Origin of the sequence: Victivallis lenta (assembly GCF_009695545.1) — a bacterium.
Classification (GTDB): Bacteria; Verrucomicrobiota; Lentisphaeria; order Victivallales; family Victivallaceae; genus Victivallis; species Victivallis lenta.
This window is the reverse complement of the sequence record NZ_VUNS01000020.1, coordinates 89,432-110,831: the sequence shown is the minus strand read 5'-3', so window position 1 is coordinate 110,831 and position 21,400 is coordinate 89,432. Positions and strand designations below refer to the sequence as shown.

Sequence of the window (21,400 nt, the reverse complement as noted above, 5' to 3'; positions counted from 1 at the left end):
GGCGGCGCGCGGGGCCCCCCGCCCCCGGGGGGGGGGGGGGGGGGGGGGGCCCCCCCCCCCCCCCGCCGGAGGCTGCCTGCGGGCGGAACGACCAGCTCACAAACCGAATCGAAGATTCGGACGGGGAGCACGCACGGTCTGTTGCGCGAATGCGCAAAAAGACCGCGCCCCGGAAGGGGCGCGCCTCCCCCAGTCTGCAACATTGATAGCTCGCATTTTAACAAGGTTCGCGGCTCCGGTCAATCATGGTTGACCGGAATTGCAACGCGGCGGAGCCGCCGTCGGCACCGGCACCCTGCCGGTCTGGGGTCCGGGGGCGAAGCGCCCCGGACGCCGGAGGCAGTCTGCGGGCGGAACGATGCAGAAGCTGACCGTAAAGATAATGAAGTAAAAGTCAAGGCGGCGAAGCCGCCGTCGGCGCCGGCACCCTGCCGGTCTGGGGATCGGGGGCGAAGCGCCCCGGCCGCCGGAGGCAAGCTGCGGGCGGAACGACCAGCTCACAAACCGAATCGAAGATTCGGACGGGGAGCCCGCACGGTCTGCTGCGCGAATGTGCAGAAAGACCGCGCCCCAGAAGGGGCGCGCCTCCCCCTGTCGGTAAGTTTGCAGGCGCGCGATTGTTTCGACTTTATTCCGCAGCGGCGAGGCGAATTCCGTGGTGGGTGAATTCATCCGGCGCCAGCTGCAGGAACGGCAGCGCCGCCGCGAAAAATGCGGCGTCTCCTCCGGTCGCAATCACGGTTACCGAATCAAGTCCGCCGTACGGCTTCGCGGCGGTCTCGACCAGCTCACGGACCAGCCCGATCGCTCCGCGATCCACACCGAACCGGATCGACTCCATCGTACCGTTGCCGATTCGATCCGGCAGTTCAGTCGAAAACGGAACTTCCGGCAGCTGCGCGGTTCCTGCTGCGAGTGCGTGCCGCATCAGTCTCCGGCCGGGTGCAATCGCTCCGCCGCGAAAAATCCGCTCCGCATCGACCACTTCAAGCGTGATCGCCGTTCCGCAGTCGACCGCAATCGCCGGCAGCGGGTGGAACGCCGCCAGCGCAATCGCATTGGCAACCCGGTCCGCTCCGAGCGTCGATGTGTCGACCTGCGTGAAATCGACCAGGCAGCCGCAATGGCGGGAATCGATAAAACGGATATCCGCACCTGCCAGGCGCTGCTTCAGTTCCGGCACTACTGTGGCCGCGACGACCGGCATCCCGGCCGGCAGGGCTGCCGATGTCAGTCGCACGGTTTCGATGCGCGGCAGAAATTCGAACGCGCTTCCGTTCCATAGTGCCGCGCGGCTGTATGTGTTGCCGATGTTCAGGATGACGGTCAAAACCACACCTCACTGAAACGGATGAAGTTCCGGACGCAGGCCGAATGAGCTCAACAACTCCTTGATCCGCTGTGCCTGCCCGGCATGGCAGACAAGCGTCGCATCCGACGTCGACACAATGACGAGATCATCGACTCCGATCGCTGCAATCAGGTGATCCGGGCGCCCCGAAACGATCAGATTGTGCGAGTCGATTTCCGCGAAAAGACCAGTCGCTACGTTTCCGTCGCTGTCGGCGGTCAGGTGATTGCGCAATGCCGTCCAGCTGCCGATGTCATCCCAGTCGAACCGGCATTCAGCCACGGCCATATGCTCTGCTTTTTCCATGACCGCGTAATCGATGGAGAGCTTTTTCTGACGGCAGAAGAGCTCCGGCAGCACTTCCGCCAGTTTTCCGGACCGGCTGAGTTCACAAATCTGTCCGAGCATGTCGGCCAGCTCCGGGCATTGCCGCTTGAGTTCGAGCTCGAACGCTTTTATGCGGAACAGGAACATCCCGCAATTCCAACGGTAGTTTCCAGCCTTCAGGAACTCTTCCGCCGTAGCGAGATCCGGCTTCTCGCGGAAGCCGAGGCTCCGGCAGAGCCGGGTCTCCCCGGCCAGCTCCAGCAGCTCCCCGCACCGGATGTAGCCGTAAGCCGTGGCCGGCTCTGTCGGCCTGACGCCGATGGTGCAGATCCATTCCGGCCTCCGTTCCAGAAAATCCGTGATATCCGCCAGCACCGAAACCAGATCGTTCGCCCGTTCGATGACGTGATCGGCCGGCAGCAGGATCATGACTGCATCTTCCCCGCCGCGCGCTTTTACGATTCCGGCCGCCAGGGCGGCGCAGGGCGCCGTGTCGCGGGCCGCCGGTTCTCCGATGATGTTTTCTCCGGGGAGCGACGGCAGCAGCATGCGGACCGTATCCACATATTCGCAGTTCGTGAGGACCAGGATATGTTCCGCCGGCAGCAGCGGCTTCAGCCGTTCCACCGTCTGCTCGATCATGGTGCCTTCACCGAGAAGCTGCAGGAACTGCTTCGGGCGGCAGCTCCGGCTCTGCGGCCAGAAGCGTTCTCCCCTGCCGCCCGCCATGATGACGGCATAGACATGATGCAGCATAACGAACTTTCCCTCCCGTTACGGAATAAAGCGCCCCCCGGAGCCGGGGGGCGTTGAAATACCGGATTGATCCTTTTTGCCGTGTCAGCTCATCTTTTCGATGATCTTTACCAGCGGCGCGAACAGCGCGACGACGATGCCGCCGACGATCACGGCGAGGCCGACGATCATCAGAGGCTCGATCATCGAGGTCAGCGCACTCACCGCGTTGTCGACCTCTTCGTCGTAGGTATTCGCAATCTTGTCGAGCATCTCCGGCAGTTTGCCGGTCTCCTCGCCGACCTCCACCATGGAGATCACCATCTCCGGAAAGATCTTGGTCGCCGAAAGCGGGGCCGCGATGCCTTCGCCCTCCTTCACTGCGTCGTGCACCTTCTGGATGCCTTTCGCGACGACTTCGTTGCCGGAAGTCTCCTTCACGATGGAGAGCGCCGACAGCACCGGCACGCCGGACGCCATCAGAGTGCCGAGCGTACGGCCGAACCGGGAAATCGCCGTCTTTGAAATAATCGGCCCGAACAGCGGCATATTGTACTTGACCCAGTCCACTCCGTATTTCCCGGCCGGTATCTGCACGGTTATCTTATATAGAATGATGATGCCGATGATGCCTGCCAGATACCACCACCACTGCTGCACCATCGTATTGCTGACGTCGATGACGAACACCGTGATGCCGGGCAGCGGCTCGCCTTCGAGCAGCTCCGCGAAGATTTTCGTGAAGTTCGGCACGATGAAGATCATGAGGCCGATCACCGCGCCGATGGCGATGGTCAGAACCACCGACGGGTAGATCATGGCCGACTTCACCTTGCCGGAAATGCGTGACGCCTTCTCCATGAAGCTCGCGAGACGGTCCAGAATCGTCTCCATCGCACCGGAGGCCTCGCCGGCGCGCACCATGTTCAAATAGAGCTTGTCGAACGATTTCGGATGCTGCGCGAGCGCTTCGGCGAAGGTCGAGCCGCCTTCGACCGTTTCGGCGGTCCGGCCGAGAATCTGTTTGACTGCGGCGTTTTTCGACTGCTTTTCAAGTGTGCGGAGCGAGCGGATCAGCGGCAGCCCCGCGCTCAGCAGAATCGCCAGCTGACGCGTGACCACGGTCAGATCCTTGCGTTTGATCTTGACCGCGCCGATGGTCATGTTGAGGGCGCTCTTCTTTTTCTTCGAGCCGGTTTTCTTGACATTCTTCGCCCCGCCGACCTGCTTGATCATCGTTGGGAACATTCCCTTGCTCTTCAACTCTGCGGCAACGGCGTCTTCGGAAGCGGCGGTCGTCTTGCCCTTCTGCTCCTTGCCGGACGCATCCATCGCTGTGTAAGTGAATTGCGGCATTTTATCTTCTCCGGATTGATATAGTTCTGAGAAATCTTATATTAAGTGTAACGAACGACTTCGTCCACGGTTGTCTCACCGTTCATCACGGCGGCGAGGCCGTCTTCGCGCAAGGTCCGCATGCCGAGCTCCCGCGCTTTTTCGCGCAGGTGGTTGGCCGGAGCCTCGTTCGCGATCATTTCACGGATTTCGTTGTTCACCACGAGAAGCTCGGTCAGCGCTTTCCGGCCTTTATAGCCGGTATGGTTGCAGTTCGGGCAGCCGCGGCCGTAGCAGAACTTGTGGTCGCCGACCACGCTGCGGTCGATTCCGAGGCGCTCCAGGTCGCTGTCGCTCGGCACGTAGTAGGTCTTGCAGTTCTTGCAGACCCGGCGCACGAGACGCTGGGCGAGAATGCCGGCCAGCGAGGAACAGATCAGGAACGGCTCGACCCCCATGTCGACCAGACGGGTGACGGTGCTGGCCGAATCGTTGGTGTGCAGCGTGCTGAACACGAAGTGGCCGGTCAGCGACGCTTCGATGGCGATCTGGGCGGTTTCGAAGTCGCGGATCTCGCCGACCAGAATCCGGTCGGGGTCCTGGCGCAGGAACGCACGCAGCGCCCGCTGGAACGTCATGCCGACCGCGTCGTTGATCGGTACCTGAACAATCCCTTCAATGTCGTATTCGACCGGGTCTTCCGCCGTCAGGAGCTTGTCCTCAACCGTATTGACCTCGCCGAGCGCGGAATAGAGTGTCGTCGTCTTGCCGGAGCCGGTCGGGCCGGTCACCAGCAGAATGCCGTTCGGCAGGTGGATCATCTCGCGCAGCTTGTCGAGCACGTCCTGCCCGATGCCGAGCGAATCGAGCTGCAGGTTCACGACCGTCCGGTCGAGCACGCGGAGCACGACCGATTCGCCGTAACTGGTCGGCAGGCACGATACGCGCAGGTCAACCGGACGCCCCTGGAACTTCAGCTGGATACGTCCGTCCTGCGGACGGCGGCGTTCGGAAATGTTGAGCCCTGAGATGATTTTCACGCGGCTGATGACCGGAATCGCCAGGCTCTTCGGCGGCGGCGGCATCTCATAGAGCGCGCCGTCCACACGGTAACGGATGCGGAACTCCTTTTCGAACGGCTCGAAGTGGATGTCCGATGCCTTGTCTTTGATCGCCTGCTGCATGACCACGTCGACGAATTTCACGATCGGTGCGTCGTTCGCGCGCTCCTCGTCGGATTTCGTCGAATCTTCGAGCAGCTGGCTCGGTCCGAGCTCGGCGATGATATCGGCCACCGAATCGACCTCTTCCGGATAATAGCGTTCGAGCTCTGAGTCGAACATATCCGGATCGACCGCCACCGGCAGGATGTTCTTGCCGAGGATGAAACGCAGCGATTCGACCGTCTGGTAATCGAGCGGATTGCGCATCGCCAGGTGAAGCGTGTCGTCTTCGAGCGCCACCGGAATCACGCCGTAGCTGCGCGCGGTATTCGTGTCGATGCTCGCGATGACCTCTTTTTTTACATCCGCGGACCGCGGGTCCCAGACGTACGAACCGAGACTGTTCGCGATGACCTGAAGCAGGTCGGCCCGGGAGAAGAGGCCGTAGTTTTCGATGATCTCCATCACCGGCTTGCCGCTGCGCTCGACCTCTTCGGCCACCTCGTCCAGCTGTTCCCGAAGGCCGGGATTGCCGGGGGCGTAGTCGGTTTTCAGCAGGTCGATCAGGGCAGAATTTTCAATATCCAGCATAATTACACCATCTCGAAATTAATTTTCATCCATCAGCGTCACGAAGATCACCTCTTCCAGCGTCGAAATGCCCGCGGCCGCCTTGCGCATCGCGTCGTCGCGCAGAGAACGCATGCCGTTGCGCCGGGCGGCGTCGCGGATCACGCCGGTGGGTTCGTTGGCGAAGATCAGTTTGCCGATGTCTTCCGTGATCTGGAAAATTTCATAGATGCCGATACGTCCCTTGTAACCGGTGCGGCCACAGCGGTCGCACCCCTTGCCCTTGTAGAACTGATGGTTCTCGAGATATTCCGGCGAAAGCCCGAGCATGCGGATTTCCGTCGCGGTCGGCGTATAGGGCGCCTTGCAGTTCGGACAGATCCGGCGCAGCAGCCGCTGGGCCATGACGGCGCGCAGCGCGGTCGCCACCAGGAACGGCTTGACCCCCATATCCACGAGTCGGGTGATGGCGCCCGGCGCGTCGTTCGTGTGCAGCGTACTGAATACGAGGTGGCCGGTCAGAGCGGCGTTGATGGCGATTTCGGCGGTTTCGAGGTCGCGGATCTCGCCGACCATGATGATGTTCGGCGCCTGGCGCAGCATCGAGCGCAGCGCCGCCGCAAAGGTCATCTCCACATGCCGGTCCACCTGCACCTGGTTGATGCCGGAGAGCTGGTATTCGACCGGGTCCTCCACCGTGATGATTTTGCGGCTGGTCGTGTTGATCGTGTTCAGGAACGCGTAGAGACTCGTGGTTTTGCCGGAACCGGTCGGGCCGGTCACCAGGAAGATGCCGTCCGGCAGACTGATGATCCGGTTCACGATTTCGAGGTCGTCGGCGTAGAAGCCGAGTTTCGGCACGTCGAGCTGGATGCTCGATTTATCGAGAATACGCATGACGATCGATTCGCCGTGAACGGTCGGCACCGACGATACGCGCAAGTCGATGTCGCGGTCGCCTACGGTGACCTGGATGCGGCCGTCCTGCGGAATCCGTTTCTCGGTGATGTCGAGCCGCGCCATGATCTTCACGCGGCTGGTGAAGTTCGCCTGCATGTATTTCGGCGGTCCCTCGACCTCGCGGAGCGCGCCGTCGATGCGGTAACGGACCCGGTAGCGCTTCTCCATCGGCTCGAGGTGGATGTCCGACGCTTTCATCTTGAAGGCGTCGATGATGAGCTGGGTCACGAGGCGGATGATCGGCGCGTTTTCATCGTCCAGCGATTCGGCCTGGCCGATGTTGCTGACCAGCTCCGTGTCGAGATCGGCGTCTTCGGTCATCTCCTGCAGGTAGCCTTCCACGCTGTCGGCGCCGGTACGGTAATGGCGGTCGAGGATCGCATCGATCTGCGATTTGCTTGCGACCATCGCATCGACTTCGGTGCCGAGCAGGTAACGGAGCGCGTCGAGCGTCTCCATGTCAGTCGGGTCGCTCATCGCGATGGTCAGCACGTCGTCGTGTTTCATGACCGGGACGACCTTGTAGCGCGACGCCACCTCGGGGGTCAGGCACTCAAGAATTTCCGGGGGGATTTCATAGCTGTTGAGGTCGAGGACTTCCATTCCGTACTGCTGCGCGAGCATCGCGAGCAGATCCTGTTCCCGCACCGAGCCGTCTTTCTTCAGGCATTCCACCGGATCGAGTGTTCCGCCGGAGGCTTCCGCCTCCTCCCGGGCTCTTGCGACCTGTTCCCGGGTAACCATTCCGTACTCCACAAGGAGTTCGAGAATATATTCCGTATCTCTGGCCAAAGTTACATCTCCTGTATAATGCAGACAGTAAAATCATCCTTGACTGAAAGTTAATCCATGCTTCGGCAAATTTCAAGCGATTGTTTCGATATCTGCGATTATTTTTTCCAATACGGCCGGATAATCCGGGATTTTCCGCTCTTCCGCTTCGGCCAGGGATTCCGGTGTCGCGGTGGCGGGCGAGGAGGGGGCGAAAACCGTGCAGCTGTCCGGCACCTGCGTGTTGGACAGGTCGTAGCTGCCGATCATTTCGGCGATCCGGATGGTTTCGAGCTTGTCGGTTCCGACCAGCGGCCGCAGCACGAGCATGTCGATCGCCCGGTTGATCGTATTCATATTGACCAGCGTCTGCGAAGCGACCTGCCCGACCGCTTCGCCGGTGACCAGCGCGCGGCAGTCGGTCTGCCTGGCGACCTGTTCGGCGATCCGCAGCATGGCGCGGCGGTAGAGCACGGTGCGGAACCGTTCGGTGCAGAAGTCCCGGATCAGCTTCTGGAGCGGCGCGAGGTTGCATAAATGGAGCTTGCCGTGAATCTGCCAGCCGTTCAGGAATCCGGCGATGCCGCGGACTTTGTCGGTCGTCTCAGGCGGCGTGTACGGCGCGCTGTGGAATGTGATGAAGTCAGTCGGGCAGCCGCGCTTCATGATCATCCAGGCCGCGACCGGAGAATCGATGCCGCCTGAAAGCAGCGTCAGCACGCGCGGATTGCTGCCGACCGGAAGACCGCCGGGCGCCTTGAATTCATCCCAGTAAAGCAGCGCGAATTCGTCGCGGACTTCAACGCCGAGCGTGTATTCGGCATGCTTCAGATCGATCCGGAACCGGTCGTCGCCGAACGGCTTCGCAATGGCGCTGACGAGGTCGATTTCGATTTCCTGCGAACGGAACGGAAATTTTTTGAAACTGCGGCGGGCGCGGACGCGGAATGTGACGGCGGGCTTTTCGGCGAACACCGGGTTCAGCACCTCCGGCGCGAGCTCGACCGCTTTGGCGCGGATCGCATCCATATCGACGGCGACACGGGCGGCCGGCGAGAACGATTCGAGTCCGAACGCCTTCGCCAGCTGCGGCCTGATCGCCTCGAGCTCCTCTCTGGTGAAGTCGCCGTCATGGGCCGGTTCCACCCAGACCCGGCCGCGCACACGGTGGACGCGGCAGGGTGCCGCGTCGCGCAGCAGGTGACGGATATTTTCAACGAGACAGCGCTCGAACATGTTCCGGTTGTTGCCTTTGGTGGCAATTTCGTGGTAACGGCAGATGATGGAATTATACATGGGAAGGAGCTCCTTCGTATCGCTTCAACCGCAGTCCGGCAGGACCGGACCGTCCTCAAAAAAACAAAGCCCCGGCCTTTCGGCGGGACTTTGTAACATGCTCTGCATTCCGCGAAAGCGAAATCAGCGCGCGTAGTATTCGATGACGCTCATGATCTTCACGCCGACCGGAATTTCTTCGAGCTGCGGCGCCCGGGTCAGGGTCGCCTTGAGATTCTCGAGATCGACTTCCATGTACGGCGGAATCGTCGCATTGCCCTTCTTGGCCATCTCGGCGACAGCCGGAGATTTGGCGGCATCGATGGAGATGGTCTGGCCTTCCTTCAGCTGATAGCTGGAACGGTCGACACGCTTGCCGTCGACGAGGATGTGACCGTGGTTCACAAACTGCTTCGCGGCGAAAATGGTCGGGGCGAAACCGGCACGGTAGACCATCGCATCCAGGCGCTGCTCAAGGCTGCGGAACAGCTTTTCATGCGCCTGGCCGATACCGGCCTTCGCTTTGGCGTAGGCGATCTGCAACTGCTTTTCGCTGATCGCGTAGTAGTTCTTGAGCTTCTGCTTTTCCATCAGGAGTTCGCCGTAGGTGGAGAGCTTGACCCGGCGGCCCTTTCCGTGCGGACCGGCCGCATACGGACGCTTTACGCTCGGGCAGGTCGCATCTCCCCAGATGCACTGACCCACGCGACGACAGAACTTGTGCTTCGCTCGACTTGCGGTTGGCATAACCAATCCCTTTCTTTTTTCCCCGGAAATCCGGGAATTTTGATTGATACGCGGAATCCGGGTGTCAAGCCTGCAATGTTATATTGGGGCCCGGAATCCGATCGGTACAGAAAACTTAATATATCACGCCGTCGCGGCTCCGTCAAGCCGCAAATGCCGGATAATTGCCGGAAATACGATGAAAGCTGCCGTATCCTCATGCTCCGGCGCATGCGGACGGTAAGGATCAGAGCCAGTCCCGGAGGCCTTTGCCGAATACGAAGTCCGAGCCTTTTTCCGAGCGTTCGCGGTTTTCCCGGCGGATCGCCTTGATTTCGTCGTCCTCGATCCGTTTCGAAGCGGCTTCGCTCTTTTCCAGCACGGCGCGCTCCTCCGGCGTCAGGGACGAGCTGAGGAACAGGGAGTCGTTTCTCTTTCTGGGGGAGAAGACGGAGAAGATGTCGGACTCCTCTTCCCCGGAACGTTTCCGGGCCTCCCGCCGCTGCTTCGCCTTTTCGCGTTTCTGCTGCGTCACCGCCGGATCTTCGTCGAAGAGCGCACGGAACGTCGAGCAGCCGCCGCACAGCAGCAAGGCCGCAAGCGCGCCGCATATTCCGAGGGATACTTTCATTGCAACTCCATTTTGCCGGATTCAAAAAAGGCGCCGCTCGGATGCGGCGCCTTCGGGGGGAATTACTGGAGAATTCCGCTGATGCCCAGCCACTGCTGGATCGTCGGCGAGAATTTGATGATGACCGGCGCGAAGACGATGCAGACCATGCTCATAAGCTTGATCAGGATGTTCAGCGCCGGGCCGCTCGTATCCTTGCACGGATCGCCGACTGTGTCGCCGATCACTGCGGCGCCGTGGGTCGGGTTCTTGCTGCCGTCCGGCAGTTTTTTGCCGCCGTGCGCGCCGTTTTCGATGTATTTCTTCGCGTTGTCCCACGCGCCGCCGGCGTTGTTCAGCATGGTCGCGAGAACGAAACCGGTTGCAAGTCCGCCCGCGAGCAGGCCCATCACGCCCGGAATGCCGAGCACGAGGCCGGTCACCACCGGAATCACGATCGCCAGCAGCGACGGCAGGATCATTTCACGCTGGGCGCCGGCGGTCGAAATCGCCACGCATTTCGCGTAGTCCGGCGTCTCCTTGCCTTCCATGATGCCCGGCTTGTCCTTGAACTGGCGACGGACCTCCTCGACCATCGACCCGGCCGCGCGGCCGACCGCCTTCATGGTCATCGCGCAGAAGAGGAAGGCGACCATGCCGCCGAGGAAAAGACCGCCGAGCAGCAGCGGATTCATAATGGTCAGCTGGTACTGGTCCACGAAACTCAGCAGCGACATCTTGCTCGCTTCGGCGACGTTGATGCCTTCGCCGAGGCCCGAATCGAATTTGCCGATCCAGATTTTCGCTTCTTCGATGAAGCTTGCCAGCAGCGCCAGCGCAGTCAGCGCCGCGGAGCCGATCGCGAATCCCTTGCCGGTCGCGGCGGTCGTGTTGCCGAGCGAATCGAGCGCGTCAGTCCGCTGACGGACTTCCGGCGGCAGGCCGGACATTTCGGCGTTGCCGCCCGCGTTGTCCGCAATCGGGCCGTAGGCATCGGTCGCCAGCGTGATTCCGAGGGTCGAGAGCATACCGACCGCCGCGAAGCCGACGCCGTAGAGCCCCTGCGCAAACGCACCGGCCTGATCGCCGAATCCGCCTGCGAAACCGAAGGCGCAGAGAATGCCGATGACGATGGTGACGACCGGGAGCCCGGCCGAGTACATGCCGGTCGCAAGACCGTCGATGATCGTGGTCGCCGGACCCATCTGCGCCTGGAAGGCGATGCCGCGGGTCGGCTTATATTCGGCGCTGGTGTAGTATTCGGTCGCCTGACCGATGATCACGCCGGCCACGAGGCCGGAAACCACGGCGCCGAAAACACCCCAGCTGATGAAGTCCAGGAAGATCAGGAAAAGCAACGCGATCAGCACGAAAATCGAGCTGCCGAGCGTACCGGTCAACAGGCTGCGAAGCAGTTGCTTCTGCGAGGCCCCCTCCTTGCAGCGCACGAGCCCGATGCCGAGGATCGAGAGGAACGTGCCGAAACCGGCGACGATCATCGGGGCGAGCACGAGCTTGGTCGCCTGTTCGGCTTCGAAGGTGCCGCTCTGGGCCGCGACTGCCGCGCCGAGAGCCGCAGTGGCGAGGATCGAGCCGCAGTAGGATTCGTAAAGGTCCGCGCCCATGCCCGCGACATCGCCGACGTTGTCGCCGACGTTGTCCGCGATGGTGGCCGGGTTGCGCGGGTCGTCCTCCGGAATGCCGGCTTCGACTTTGCCGACGAGGTCCGCGCCGACGTCGGCCGCTTTCGTGTAGATGCCGCCGCCGACGCGGGCGAAGAGCGCCTGGGTCGAAGCGCCCATGCCGAAGGTCAGCATGGTCGTCGTGATATGGACGAGTTTTTCAGCTTCGGTGCATCCCTGCGAGACAATGTCCATGCCGAGGAACGAAAGCCCTTCGGCCATGTGGACCGGCGTATAAACCAGTTTGTCGAGGATCAGGTACCAGAGGCAGATGTCGATCAGGCCGAATCCGACCACGACCATGCCCATCACGGCGCCGGAACGGAAGGCGACCTGCAGCCCGCGGTTCAATCCTTCGCTGGCTGCCTGCGCGGTCCGGTTCGACGCGCGGGTCGCGGTTTTCATGCCGATGTAACCGCAGAGGCCGGAGAAGAAGCCGCCGGTCAGGAAGGCGACCGGCACGAACGGATTCTGGATATGGAACAGCGCGAGAAGGGAAAACAGGACGAAGAGAGCGATGAAAACGAATCCGACCACCTTGTACTGCCGCCAGAGGTAAGCCATCGCGCCTTCGCGGACGTAACCGGCGATCTCCTTCATCCGCTCGGAACCTTCGCTGGCGGCCATCATCTTCTTGTAGAAGACCATGGCCATCAGAATGGCGAGAATTGCCGCCAGCGGCGCTGACCACCAGATTGCGGGCATGCCCCACTGCATCGGAATTGACCACGTGGCCGGCACGGCCGCCGCTTCTTCAGCGGCGCCGGCGGTGATCGCTCCCAAGGCGAGGAGCAGACAGGAGAGTGAGAGTTTTTTCATCCAAACCACCTATATAATTATGTTGCCGGTCCAAAATCTGAACCGCCGTTCGGGGAACACTCATTCAATTTCGCGGACCCGGAACTCAGGCGAAAATCTGCCGCCGGGGCAAAAAAAATTTGCGGCGGCTTTCATTCCCGGAAAATCATATTCGGTTTTAAAATAGTTTCATTTTTTTGAATTGCAAGATCACCGGAATGGTGATACATTAATTTTATTGCATTTTATCTTTTTCAATTCAGAAACACAGGCAGGGAAATGAGTGAAGAAAATCTGGCCCCCGCGGCCGGTCAGGCCGAATCCGGCGCCGTCGAGCAGGAAATGAACAATCTGATGCAGCAGCGCATGCTGAAGGTCAGGGAACTCCGGGAAGCCGGCGTCGAGCCGTTCGGCCGCGCCTTTCCCGGAGCGCAGATGATCGGCGACGTCCGCGACACGGCCGCACCGGCTGAAGGCGAGGAGTTCGGCCCGGTCGTGACCGTTGCCGGACGGCTCATGGCCAAGCGAGGCATGGGCAAGTCGATTTTTGCGGACCTGAAGGACAGCTCGGGCAAGATCCAGCTTTTCGTCGGCAAGAGCGAAATCGGCGACGATGCCTTCGCCATGTTCAAAAAGCTCGATATCGGCGATATCATCGGCATCTCCGGTCCGACCTTCGTGACCCGCATGGGCGAACTGACCGTCCGGGTGAAGGAGTGCACGCTGCTTTCGAAGTCGCTGCGGCCGCTGCCTGAGAAGTTTCACGGGCTTCAGGATGTCGAGCAGCGTTACCGGCAGCGTTATCTCGACCTGATCATGAACGACGAAAGTTTCCGGGTGCTGAAGCTCCGCAGCCGGATTCTTGCCGAGATCCGCAACTTCATGAACGACCGCGGCTTCCTTGAGGTTGAGACTCCGATGCTGCAGCCGCTGGCCGGCGGCGCTTCGGCCAATCCGTTCAAGACCTATTACGAAGCGCTCTCGTCGACGATGTACATGCGCATCGCGCCGGAACTTTATCTGAAGCGGCTGCTGGTCGGCGGCTTCGAGAAGGTTTACGAGCTGAACCGAAACTTCCGCAACGAGGGCATGGACCGCCGTCATAATCCGGAGTTCACGATGATGGAGGTCTACCAGGCCTACGGCGACTGCCGGACCATGATGGAGCTCATTGAATCGCTGGTCACGACCGTGGCCATGAAGACGGTCGGCACGCTGAAGATCGATCACGGCAACGGCAAGGTCATCGATCTCACGCTGCCGTGGCGCCGCGCGACCTACAACGAACTCTGTGAAGAGAAGGGCGGGGCCGACTGGTTCAAGATCACGCCGGAGGAGCGCGTCGCGCGCGGCCGGGAGATGGGGCTCGACATTCCGGACGGGATGTCCGATCTCGACGTGACCAATGAGCTTTACGAGAAGATGGTCGAGCCGACGCTGATCCAGCCGACCTTCGTCTGCCGCCTGCCGGTCGAGCTGCTGCCGCTGGCAAAGGGCTGTCCGGACGATCCGCGTTATGTCGACGTGTTCGAGCTCGGCATCAACGGCGTCGAAGTCGCGCCGGCCTACAGCGAGCTGAACGACCCGATCATTCAGCGGCAGCGCTTCATGGAGCAGTTCGAACGGACGAAGGAGGAGGGCGACAAGCTCTCCGACAAGGTCGATGAGGATTTCCTCAACGCGCTTGAATACGGCATGCCTCCGGCGGGTGGCATGGGAATCGGCATCGACCGTCTGGTCATGATCCTGACCGGGGCGGAGACGATCCGTGATGTGCTGCTTTTCCCGCAGATGCGCCTGAAGAAGCAGTAAGCGATGAAGGTTCTGTTTTTTTCGGACGTTCACGGTTCACCGGAGAGCGTGACGCTGCTCCGGCGGCAGATTGACCGGCTGGCTCCGGAGCAGCTGGTCCTGCTGGGCGATGTGCTTTATCACGGGCCGCGGAATCCGCTGCGGCCCGACTATGCGCCGCAGCTGGTGGTCGAACAGCTGAACGGGCTGAAAGAGCGGATCACGGCAGTGCGCGGCAATTGCGACAGTGAAGTCGATCAGATGCTGCTGGCGTTCCCGATCATGTCGGAGTACGCGACGCTGCTGGCCGACGGGCGTCGTTTCTTCCTGACGCACGGCCATCATTGGGGGCCCGGCAATCCGCCGCCGCTGCCGGCCGGGGCTGTGCTTGCCTGCGGGCACACCCATATTCCGCAGCTCGAGGTGCTGGAGAACGGCATCGTCGCCTTCAACCCCGGTTCTGTCTCGCTGCCGAAAGGCGGTTGCAAAGCGAGCTTCGGTGTTTACGAAGACGGAACGCTCCGGATCTGCGAACTGGAGTCCGGCGACGAAATGATGTCGATGCAGTTGCAGCAATCGTAAGGGGAGCGAAGCGACCGGGTTCAGGGCCTTTCGGCCCTGGCGAGGTTCCAAGGGGCGCGGAGCCCCTTGGCGGAGTCTGAGGCGGCGCCTCAGGTTGACCCGGGCAAAGCCCCAGCGCAAAAATCCGCAACGAAGTTGCGGTGCTTTGCCCAGTGTGAGCGACGCGGCGAATGCCGCGGAGCGGTCAAAGGGTCTATTGCGTTGCAATTCCGGCTAACCATGATTGATCGGAGCCGCGAACCTTGTTTGAATGCGCCTCCCCCTGATGTTACAACACGCCTGTGGGGAGCGAAGCGACCGGGTTCAGGGCCTTTCGGCCCTGGCGAGGTTCCAAGGGGCGCGGAGCCCCTTGGCGGAGTCTGAGGCGGCGCCTCAGGTTGACCCGGCGAAGCCCCAGCGCAAAAATCCGCAACGAAGTTGCGGTGCTTCGCCCGGTGTGAGCGACGCGGCGAACGCCGCGGAGCGGTCAAAGGGTCTGCCGCGTTGCAATTCCGGCCAACCATGATTGACCGGAGCCGCGAACCCTTGTTAAAATGCGAGCTGTCAATGTTGCAGACAGGGGGAAGCGCGCCCCCTCCGGGGCGCGGTCTTACTGCGCATTCGCGCAGCAGACCGTGCGTGCTCCCCGTCCGAATCTTCGATTCGGTTTGTGAGCTGGTCGTTCCGCCCGCAGCTTGCCTCCGGCGGCCGGGGCGCTTCGCCCCCGGACCCCAGACCGGCAGGGTGCCGGCGCCGACGGCGGCTCCGCCGCGTTGCAATTTCGGTCAACCATGATTGACCGGAGCCGCGAACCCTTGTTAAAATGCGAGCTGTCAATGTTGCAGACTGGGGAAGCGCGCCCCTTCCGGGGCGCGGTCTTTTTGCGCGTTCGCGCAACAGACCGTGCGTGCTCCCCGTCCGAATCTTCGATTCGGTTTGTGAGCTGGTCGTTCCGCCCGCAGGTAGCCTCCGGCGGCCGGGGCGCTTCGCCCCCGGTCCCCAGACCGGCAGGGTGCCGGTGCCGACGGCGGCTCCGCCGCCTTGACTCTGCGGTCAACTTCTGCGTCGTTCCGCCCGCAGGTTGCTTCCGGCTGCCCCGGTCCCGGTTTTTACGCCCGCACGTCGGCGATATCGGTTGCGCCGCACATGACCATCGTCAGGCGGTCCAACCCCATTGCGCTGCCTGAACTCTCCGGCAAACCGCGTTCGAGCGCAGCGAAAAACTCCACCGGCTCCGGATAGGTGTGCATCCCCGCTGCCGCCCGGAACTTCAGCGCCGCCTGGAAGCGCTCCCGCTGCTCCTTTGCGTCCGTCAGCTCGCCGAACGCATTCGCCAGCTCGATTCCTGCGATGTACAGTTCCCAGCGCTCCGCCACCGACGGATCGTCCGCCCGCAGCCGCGCCAGCGATGCGCGGTTTGCCGGGTAGTCGCACAGAAAGGTAAGCTTCCCGTTTCCCAGCTCCGGTTCGATTTTCGTCACCATCAGCTCGTCAAACCGATCCAGCGCATCCGCCTCGGATGCGGTACAGCCCGCATGGAGACGGAACGCGTCATCCACCGTCACAAACTCATAAGCCGACAGGTCGATCTGTTTTCCGCCGTATTCAATCCGGGTGCTTCCAAGCACCCGCTCCGCCGCCTCCGCCACGAAACCGGCGGTGAATTCCGCCAGTTCGCGGTAGCCGGTCCCGCGGCTGTAGTACTCGAGCATCGTGAACTCCTCGCGGTGCCGGCGCCCGGATTCATTGGCACGGAAGCACGGACCGATCTGGAAGATCTTCTCCATGCCGTCCGCCAGCAGCACCTTCATGGCGAGCTCCGGACTCGTTCGCAGGAAATCCTTTTCCGCCCGCACCGATTCGATGTACTCTTCAGGAGCCGGGGCATGGATTTTCACGGGAGTTTCGACCTCCAGATAACCGGCCCGGTAAAAACAATCCCGGATCGCCCGGAACAGTTCCGAGCGCAACCGGAGATTGCGCATCTTTCCGTCATCCATATCCATTCTCCCGGAAGGAGCAGGGGAGGGCGAAGCGCCTTTCTTCCGTTCCCTCCCCCGCGGCGCAGTTACTTCTCGTCGTCGATATGGGCGGTGCAGATGTTGCAGTGACGGCAGTCGAGCCCTTTCGGGGGCACGTAGAGTCTGCCTGCTTTGACCGCCTTGCGATAGCTCGCATAATTTTTGAGCGCGAGGATGACGCCGACGAGGATGAAAGCGCCGGGCGCGGCGGAAGGCAGCAGGAAATCCGTGGTCCATGCCGTGATGAGCTTGACTTCGAAAACGGAGCCGGAGCTCAGGAACTCACGCGCCGCGCCGAGCATGGTCAGCGTCAGCGTGAAGCCGAGTCCCATGCCGAGGCCGTCGAGCACGGAGCTGAGCGGTCCGTTTTTCGAGGCGAACGCCTCGGCGCGGCCGAGCACGATGCAGTTGACCACGATGAGCGGAATGAAGATGCCGAGCGCCGTGTACAGAGCGGGCGGCGCGTACGCCTTCATCAGCAGGTCGACGATGGTCACGAAAGTCGCGATGACGACGATGTAGACGGGAATGCGCACCTTTTTCGGCACGATTCCGGCGATGAGCGAAATGACGAGGTTGCTGCCGAGCAGCACTCCGGTCGTCGCCAGCCCCATGCCGAGGCCGTTTGTGGCGCTGCTGGTGACCGCCAGCGTCGGACAGGTGCCGAGCAGCAGAACGAGAACCGGATTTTCCTTCCAGATGCCTTTGGTGAAATCGGTAAGCAGACTCATTATTTGTTCCCTCCCGACGGAGCAAGTTTACGGATGATCTCCTCGCGGTTGGCAAGGTAGCACTGGGCGATCTCGTCAGTCAGGGCGGTGATCGTCCGGCTGGTGACGGTCGCTCCGGTCACATAATCGATGTTGCCGCCGTCCTTCTTCACCTTCCAGGTGACGCCCTTTGCGGCGCTCTTGCCGTCGAACTGGTCGAGGAACGCATTCGGCGCGATTCCTTCCGGCCGCTTCTGGAAGAGATTGAAGATCGTCTTTTTGAATTTGCGTTCGCAGACATTTGCGCCGAGCCCCGGCGTTTCATTCTGTTTGGTAATGAGAACCGCGCGGATTTTTCCGTCGACATCCAGACCGACCAGCGCCTGGACCGGACCGGCGTAGCCTTTGCGCTCCCCGCGGGCGGCGAGGGCGACCAGCCTGCCGTCCTTCACCGCGCCCATGAAGGTGATGGCCGAGCCGCCGGCTTCGATTTCAACCTTGTCCTGCGACGGCTGGTTGTCGAACGGCGGCAGGATCTGTTCGAGCGCCTTGTTCGTGTTGCGCAGCTCGGCGGCGGCGATCGGCTCCCTGACGATGTCCGAAAAGACCGCCAGCAGCACGGCCGAGATCAGCCCGAGCACTGCGAGGAAGAGGCCGAGAACGATAAAATTTTCACTGTTTTTCAGGCTCATTTCCGCTTACCCCCGTTTCGCCACGTAGCCGAACGGCCGCACCGTGCAGTAGCGGTCGATGAGCGGCACCAGCGCGTTCATGAACAGAATCGAGAAGCTGACCCCCTCCGGATAATTGCCCCAGATGCGGATCACGGTAGTGATGACGCCGCAGCCGAAGGCGAAGACGATGCAGCCGGTCGGCGTGATCGGACTGGTGACCATATCCGTCGCCATGAACACGGCGCCGAGGATCAGGCCGCCCGTGAGAAGATGGAACAGCGGCGGCGGCGTGACGCCCGGGAAGAAATAGTGCACGATTCCGGCAAATACCGCGACGGTTCCGATGTAGACCACCGGCACGCGCCAGTTGATGAGCTTGAAGAGCACGAGGATGATGCCGCCGATCAGCAGGGCCAGGACGCTGGTTTCCCCGATGCAGCCGCCCTTCTGCCCGAGAAAGTAACGGAACATCAGGTCGTTGTTCGAGACCGCTTCGAAATTCGATTCGGCCTCGAATGAGCGGTCGGTGATCTTTTTGGTCGTGCCGACGACGCCGAGCGGAGTCGCGCAGCTGACCGAGTCGAGCGGCTTGCCGTCCTTCAGCTCCTGAATCGTCGCGGGCGAGTACCAGAGTTCCGCGTCGGCGCTGTCCGGACTCATGCCGCGGGCGGGCTGCCAGGTCGTCATGATCGCCGGCAGCGCAATCAGGAGCCCGACCCGCGCCACGAGCGCCGGGTTGAACGGGTTGTTGCCGATGCCGCCGAACACCTGTTTGCCGAGCCAGATGGCGAGAAACGCGCCGATCAGGCAGACCCAGTACGGCACCTGCGGCGGAAGGTTCAGCGCCAGCAGCAGCCCGGTCAGAGCGGCGCTGCCGTCGGAGATGGTTCCGGTGACCGGCTTCTTGGCGAGGAAGCACCAGAGCGCTTCGGCGCCGACGCAGAAAGCCATGGTCAGCAGCATGACCAGCGCCGCGCGCCAGCCGAAGAAGTAGACGCCGGCGATGCAGGCCGGCAGCAGGGCCAGGATGACCTTGTACATGATGCGGCGCACGCTGTCCGAATCCTTGATGTGGGGCGATGAGCTCAATACGAGCTTGTCGCCGGTCGGCAGCTTGATTTCATTGTTGATTTCGTCAGACATGATATGCTTGATCCCGGTAGGTTACTTTTTGCTCTGTTTGCGGATTTCGGCTTTCGCGCGGCGCATGTGCTGCACGAGCGGCCGGTGGGCCGGGCAGACGTAGGCGCAGGAGCCGCATTCGAGACAGTCCATGACGTGATTCTGGGCCGCGAGCTCGAAGCGTTCGGCCTCGATCGCGTTGCCGAGGAGGCATGGCACGAGGTTCATCGGGCACCCTTCCACGCAGCGGCCGCAGCGGATGCAGCCGGCCGAGCCGTAGGCGATGCTTTCGGATTGCGGCAGCAGCAGCACGCCGGAGCTGTTTTTGCAGATCGTCACGTCGAAGTTCTTCTGGGCGAATCCCATCATCGGGCCGCCCATGATGAGTTTGCCGGGCTCGGCGGTTACGCCCCCGGCGAACCTGATCGCCTCGATGACCGGAGTTCCGAGCTTCAGCAGCCAGTTGCCGGGATTCTTCACGACTTCACCGGTCACGGTCGTGATCCGTTCGACCAGCGGAATGCCGCGGCAGACCGCATCCGCCACCGCGGCGGCGGTTCCGACGTTCTGGACCACGCAGTGCGCGTCCATCGGCAGTCCGCCGGTCGGGACCTCGCGGTCGGTGATCGCTTTGATCAGCTGCTTTTCGGAACCCTGCGGATACTGGACCTTGAGTCCGACCACGCGGACGCCGAAGTCGGCGGCGTTTCTGTTCAGCGCTTCGATCGCATCGACCTTGTTGACTTCGACGCCGATGTAGATATTCTTGACTCCGAGGATCTTCGCGGAGATCGCCGCGCCCTCGAGAACCGCACCCGGATTCTCGAGCATGAGCCGGTGGTCGGCGGTCAGGTACGGCTCGCACTCGGCGCCGTTCAGAATCAGCGTATCGACTTCCTTTTCCGGCGGCGGGGAGAGCTTCACATGGGTCGGGAACGCCGCGCCGCCCATGCCGACCACGCCGCAGTCGGTGATCCGCTTGAGCAGATCGGAAACCGGTGCGCAGCGCCAGTCGAGCGCCGGCATCGGTTCGGCGGCCTCGTCTTTGCCGTCCGCCTCGATCTGGATGGCCGGGACCGGCATGCCCATCGCGCCCTGCACGTCGACGATGCCGATGACCTTGCCGCTGGTCGGCGCGTGGAGATTCGCGGAGACAAAACCGTCCGCTTCGGCGATCAGCTGATGCTTCTTCACTTCATCGCCGGCCTTCACGACCGGTTTCGGCGGCTTGCCGACGCTCTCGGAGATGACGACGGTATAACGGTCAAGCAGCGGCGCTTTCCGGACGGGACTGCCCGCGCTGAGGCTCTTGCCGTCGCCGGCGGGGTGGATTCCCCCGTCGAAACTCATGACATTACGGGAATTCTTGCTCATTTTTCAGCGCTCCATTCCGGATCGTGCTTTTCAATATGGAGATGCTCTTCTGCGGTGAGCAGCGCTCCGGTCGGACAACCGGCCGCCTGGACGTCTTCCTGCGTCGGCAGCGGGGCATGCGCATAGTTGACGGCGGCCTTGAATCCCTCGATGACGAATTTCTCGGGTGCGGCCTTCGCGCATTTGCGGCAGCCGATGCAGGCCACCTTGCAGACCTGCCGCTTGGCCGGAGCCTTCAGCGGCGAGTTGCAGTAGACGTGGACTTCGGCGTCGGCCGGAACCAGCTTGATCACGTTGCGCGGACAGACCGCCACGCAGCTGCCGCAGCCGACGCAGAGCTCCTTATGGACGACGGCCAGGCCGTTGATCATCTCGATCGCGCCGAACGGGCATTTCCGTGCGCAGGAGCCCATGCCGAGGCAGCCGTAGGCACACCCCTTCGGTCCTCCGGCGACCAGCGAAGCCGAGACGCAGTCGGCGACACCGTTGTAGCCGGCCAGCCGCAGGGTCTGCTCGCGGTCGCCGCCGCAGACCACGACGGCCTTCTGTTTGAACGCTTCGCCGGCTTCGATGCCGAGCGCCTTCGCGATCGCGCTGACCTGTTCGCTCGAGGAGACCGGGCATTTCGACGGCGCGGCTTTGCCGGAGACGACCGCCTTGGCGAAGTCGGAACAGCCCGCCATGCCGCAGCCGCCGCAGTTCGCACCGGGCAGCAGCTCGACCACAAGGTCGATCCGCGGATCGGTTTCGACCCGGAACAGCTTTGCGAAAATACCGATGACGATGCCGAGGACAAGCCCGACCCCGGCCATGATGATGACGGCTAAAATCAGAGTATTCATGT

At 62.0% G+C, this 21,400-nt stretch carries 17 protein-coding genes; 2 read left to right on the top strand and 15 right to left on the bottom strand.

Going from position 1 to position 21,400, the window contains the following annotated elements; genetic code table 11:
• Positions 1 to 628: 628 nt before the first annotated feature.
• The 9 genes from FYJ85_RS16325 to FYJ85_RS16285 form a co-directional block, all read right to left on the bottom strand.
• The gene (locus tag FYJ85_RS16325; RefSeq protein WP_154419521.1) at positions 629 to 1,330 is read right to left on the bottom strand and encodes a type III pantothenate kinase; all 702 of its coding nucleotides are present in this window, start codon (positions 1,328 to 1,330) and stop codon (positions 629 to 631) included.
• A gap of 9 nt (positions 1,331 to 1,339) precedes the next feature.
• Positions 1,340 to 2,434, bottom strand: coding sequence for a mannose-1-phosphate guanylyltransferase (locus FYJ85_RS16320; protein ID WP_106054033.1), 1,095 nt, complete (start codon positions 2,432 to 2,434; stop codon positions 1,340 to 1,342).
• A gap of 84 nt (positions 2,435 to 2,518) precedes the next feature.
• Entirely contained in the window at positions 2,519 to 3,769 is a 1,251-nt protein-coding gene (locus FYJ85_RS16315; protein ID WP_154419520.1) for a type II secretion system F family protein, read from the bottom strand.
• Positions 3,770 to 3,810: 41 nt separating this feature from the next.
• Positions 3,811 to 5,502 (bottom strand): GspE/PulE family protein, encoded by a 1,692-nt coding sequence (locus FYJ85_RS16310; protein ID WP_106054035.1) that lies wholly within the window; start codon positions 5,500 to 5,502, stop codon positions 3,811 to 3,813.
• Positions 5,503 to 5,520: 18 nt separating this feature from the next.
• Positions 5,521 to 7,233 carry a type II secretion system ATPase GspE gene (gspE, locus tag FYJ85_RS16305; protein WP_177996264.1) on the bottom strand — a complete coding sequence of 571 codons (1,713 nt, stop codon included), beginning with the start codon at positions 7,231 to 7,233 and terminating at the stop codon, positions 5,521 to 5,523.
• 72 nt (positions 7,234 to 7,305) lie between these two features.
• Complete coding sequence (gene thiI, locus FYJ85_RS16300) at positions 7,306 to 8,508, bottom strand: tRNA uracil 4-sulfurtransferase ThiI (protein WP_106054036.1); 1,203 nt, start codon at positions 8,506 to 8,508, stop codon at positions 7,306 to 7,308.
• A gap of 123 nt (positions 8,509 to 8,631) precedes the next feature.
• Positions 8,632 to 9,234 carry a 30S ribosomal protein S4 gene (rpsD, locus tag FYJ85_RS16295; protein ID WP_106054037.1) on the bottom strand — a complete coding sequence of 201 codons (603 nt, stop codon included), beginning with the start codon at positions 9,232 to 9,234 and terminating at the stop codon, positions 8,632 to 8,634.
• A 226-nt stretch (positions 9,235 to 9,460) separates the two neighbouring features.
• Positions 9,461 to 9,844 carry a hypothetical protein gene (locus tag FYJ85_RS16290; RefSeq protein WP_154419519.1) on the bottom strand — a complete coding sequence of 128 codons (384 nt, stop codon included), beginning with the start codon at positions 9,842 to 9,844 and terminating at the stop codon, positions 9,461 to 9,463.
• 62 nt (positions 9,845 to 9,906) lie between these two features.
• Positions 9,907 to 12,222, bottom strand: a complete 2,316-nt coding sequence (locus FYJ85_RS16285; protein WP_418392789.1) for a sodium-translocating pyrophosphatase — start codon at positions 12,220 to 12,222, stop codon at positions 9,907 to 9,909.
• Between the two features lie 360 nt (positions 12,223 to 12,582).
• On the opposite strand from FYJ85_RS16285, the gene lysS reads away from it, so the two are divergent.
• On the top strand, positions 12,583 to 14,115 hold the full coding sequence (lysS, locus tag FYJ85_RS16280; protein WP_154419518.1) for a lysine--tRNA ligase: 1,533 nt from the start codon (positions 12,583 to 12,585) through the stop codon (positions 14,113 to 14,115).
• Positions 14,116 to 14,118: 3 nt separating this feature from the next.
• Complete coding sequence (yfcE, locus tag FYJ85_RS16275) at positions 14,119 to 14,676, top strand: phosphodiesterase (RefSeq protein ID WP_106054040.1); 558 nt, start codon at positions 14,119 to 14,121, stop codon at positions 14,674 to 14,676.
• 1,088 nt (positions 14,677 to 15,764) lie between these two features.
• Here yfcE and epmA read toward each other — a convergent pair.
• The 6 genes from epmA to FYJ85_RS24215 form a co-directional block, all read right to left on the bottom strand.
• The gene (epmA, locus tag FYJ85_RS16270) at positions 15,765 to 16,655 is read right to left on the bottom strand and encodes an EF-P lysine aminoacylase EpmA (protein WP_206213248.1); all 891 of its coding nucleotides are present in this window, start codon (positions 16,653 to 16,655) and stop codon (positions 15,765 to 15,767) included.
• A 68-nt stretch (positions 16,656 to 16,723) separates the two neighbouring features.
• A complete protein-coding gene (gene rsxE, locus FYJ85_RS16265) occupies positions 16,724 to 17,407 on the bottom strand; it encodes an electron transport complex subunit RsxE (RefSeq protein ID WP_106054042.1) in 684 nt (227 codons plus the stop codon).
• Positions 17,407 to 18,078, bottom strand: a complete 672-nt coding sequence (locus tag FYJ85_RS16260; RefSeq protein WP_106054043.1) for an RnfABCDGE type electron transport complex subunit G — start codon at positions 18,076 to 18,078, stop codon at positions 17,407 to 17,409. The genes rsxE and FYJ85_RS16260 overlap by 1 nt, the downstream gene beginning before the upstream one ends.
• Before the next feature lie 6 nt (positions 18,079 to 18,084).
• Positions 18,085 to 19,203 (bottom strand): RnfABCDGE type electron transport complex subunit D, encoded by a 1,119-nt coding sequence (locus FYJ85_RS16255; RefSeq protein ID WP_106054044.1) that lies wholly within the window; start codon positions 19,201 to 19,203, stop codon positions 18,085 to 18,087.
• A 21-nt stretch (positions 19,204 to 19,224) separates the two neighbouring features.
• Positions 19,225 to 20,556, bottom strand: a complete 1,332-nt coding sequence (rsxC, locus tag FYJ85_RS16250; protein ID WP_106054045.1) for an electron transport complex subunit RsxC — start codon at positions 20,554 to 20,556, stop codon at positions 19,225 to 19,227.
• The gene (locus tag FYJ85_RS24215; RefSeq protein WP_106054046.1) at positions 20,553 to 21,398 is read right to left on the bottom strand and encodes an RnfABCDGE type electron transport complex subunit B; all 846 of its coding nucleotides are present in this window, start codon (positions 21,396 to 21,398) and stop codon (positions 20,553 to 20,555) included. The genes rsxC and FYJ85_RS24215 overlap by 4 nt, the downstream gene beginning before the upstream one ends.
• Positions 21,399 to 21,400: the final 2 nt, after the last annotated feature.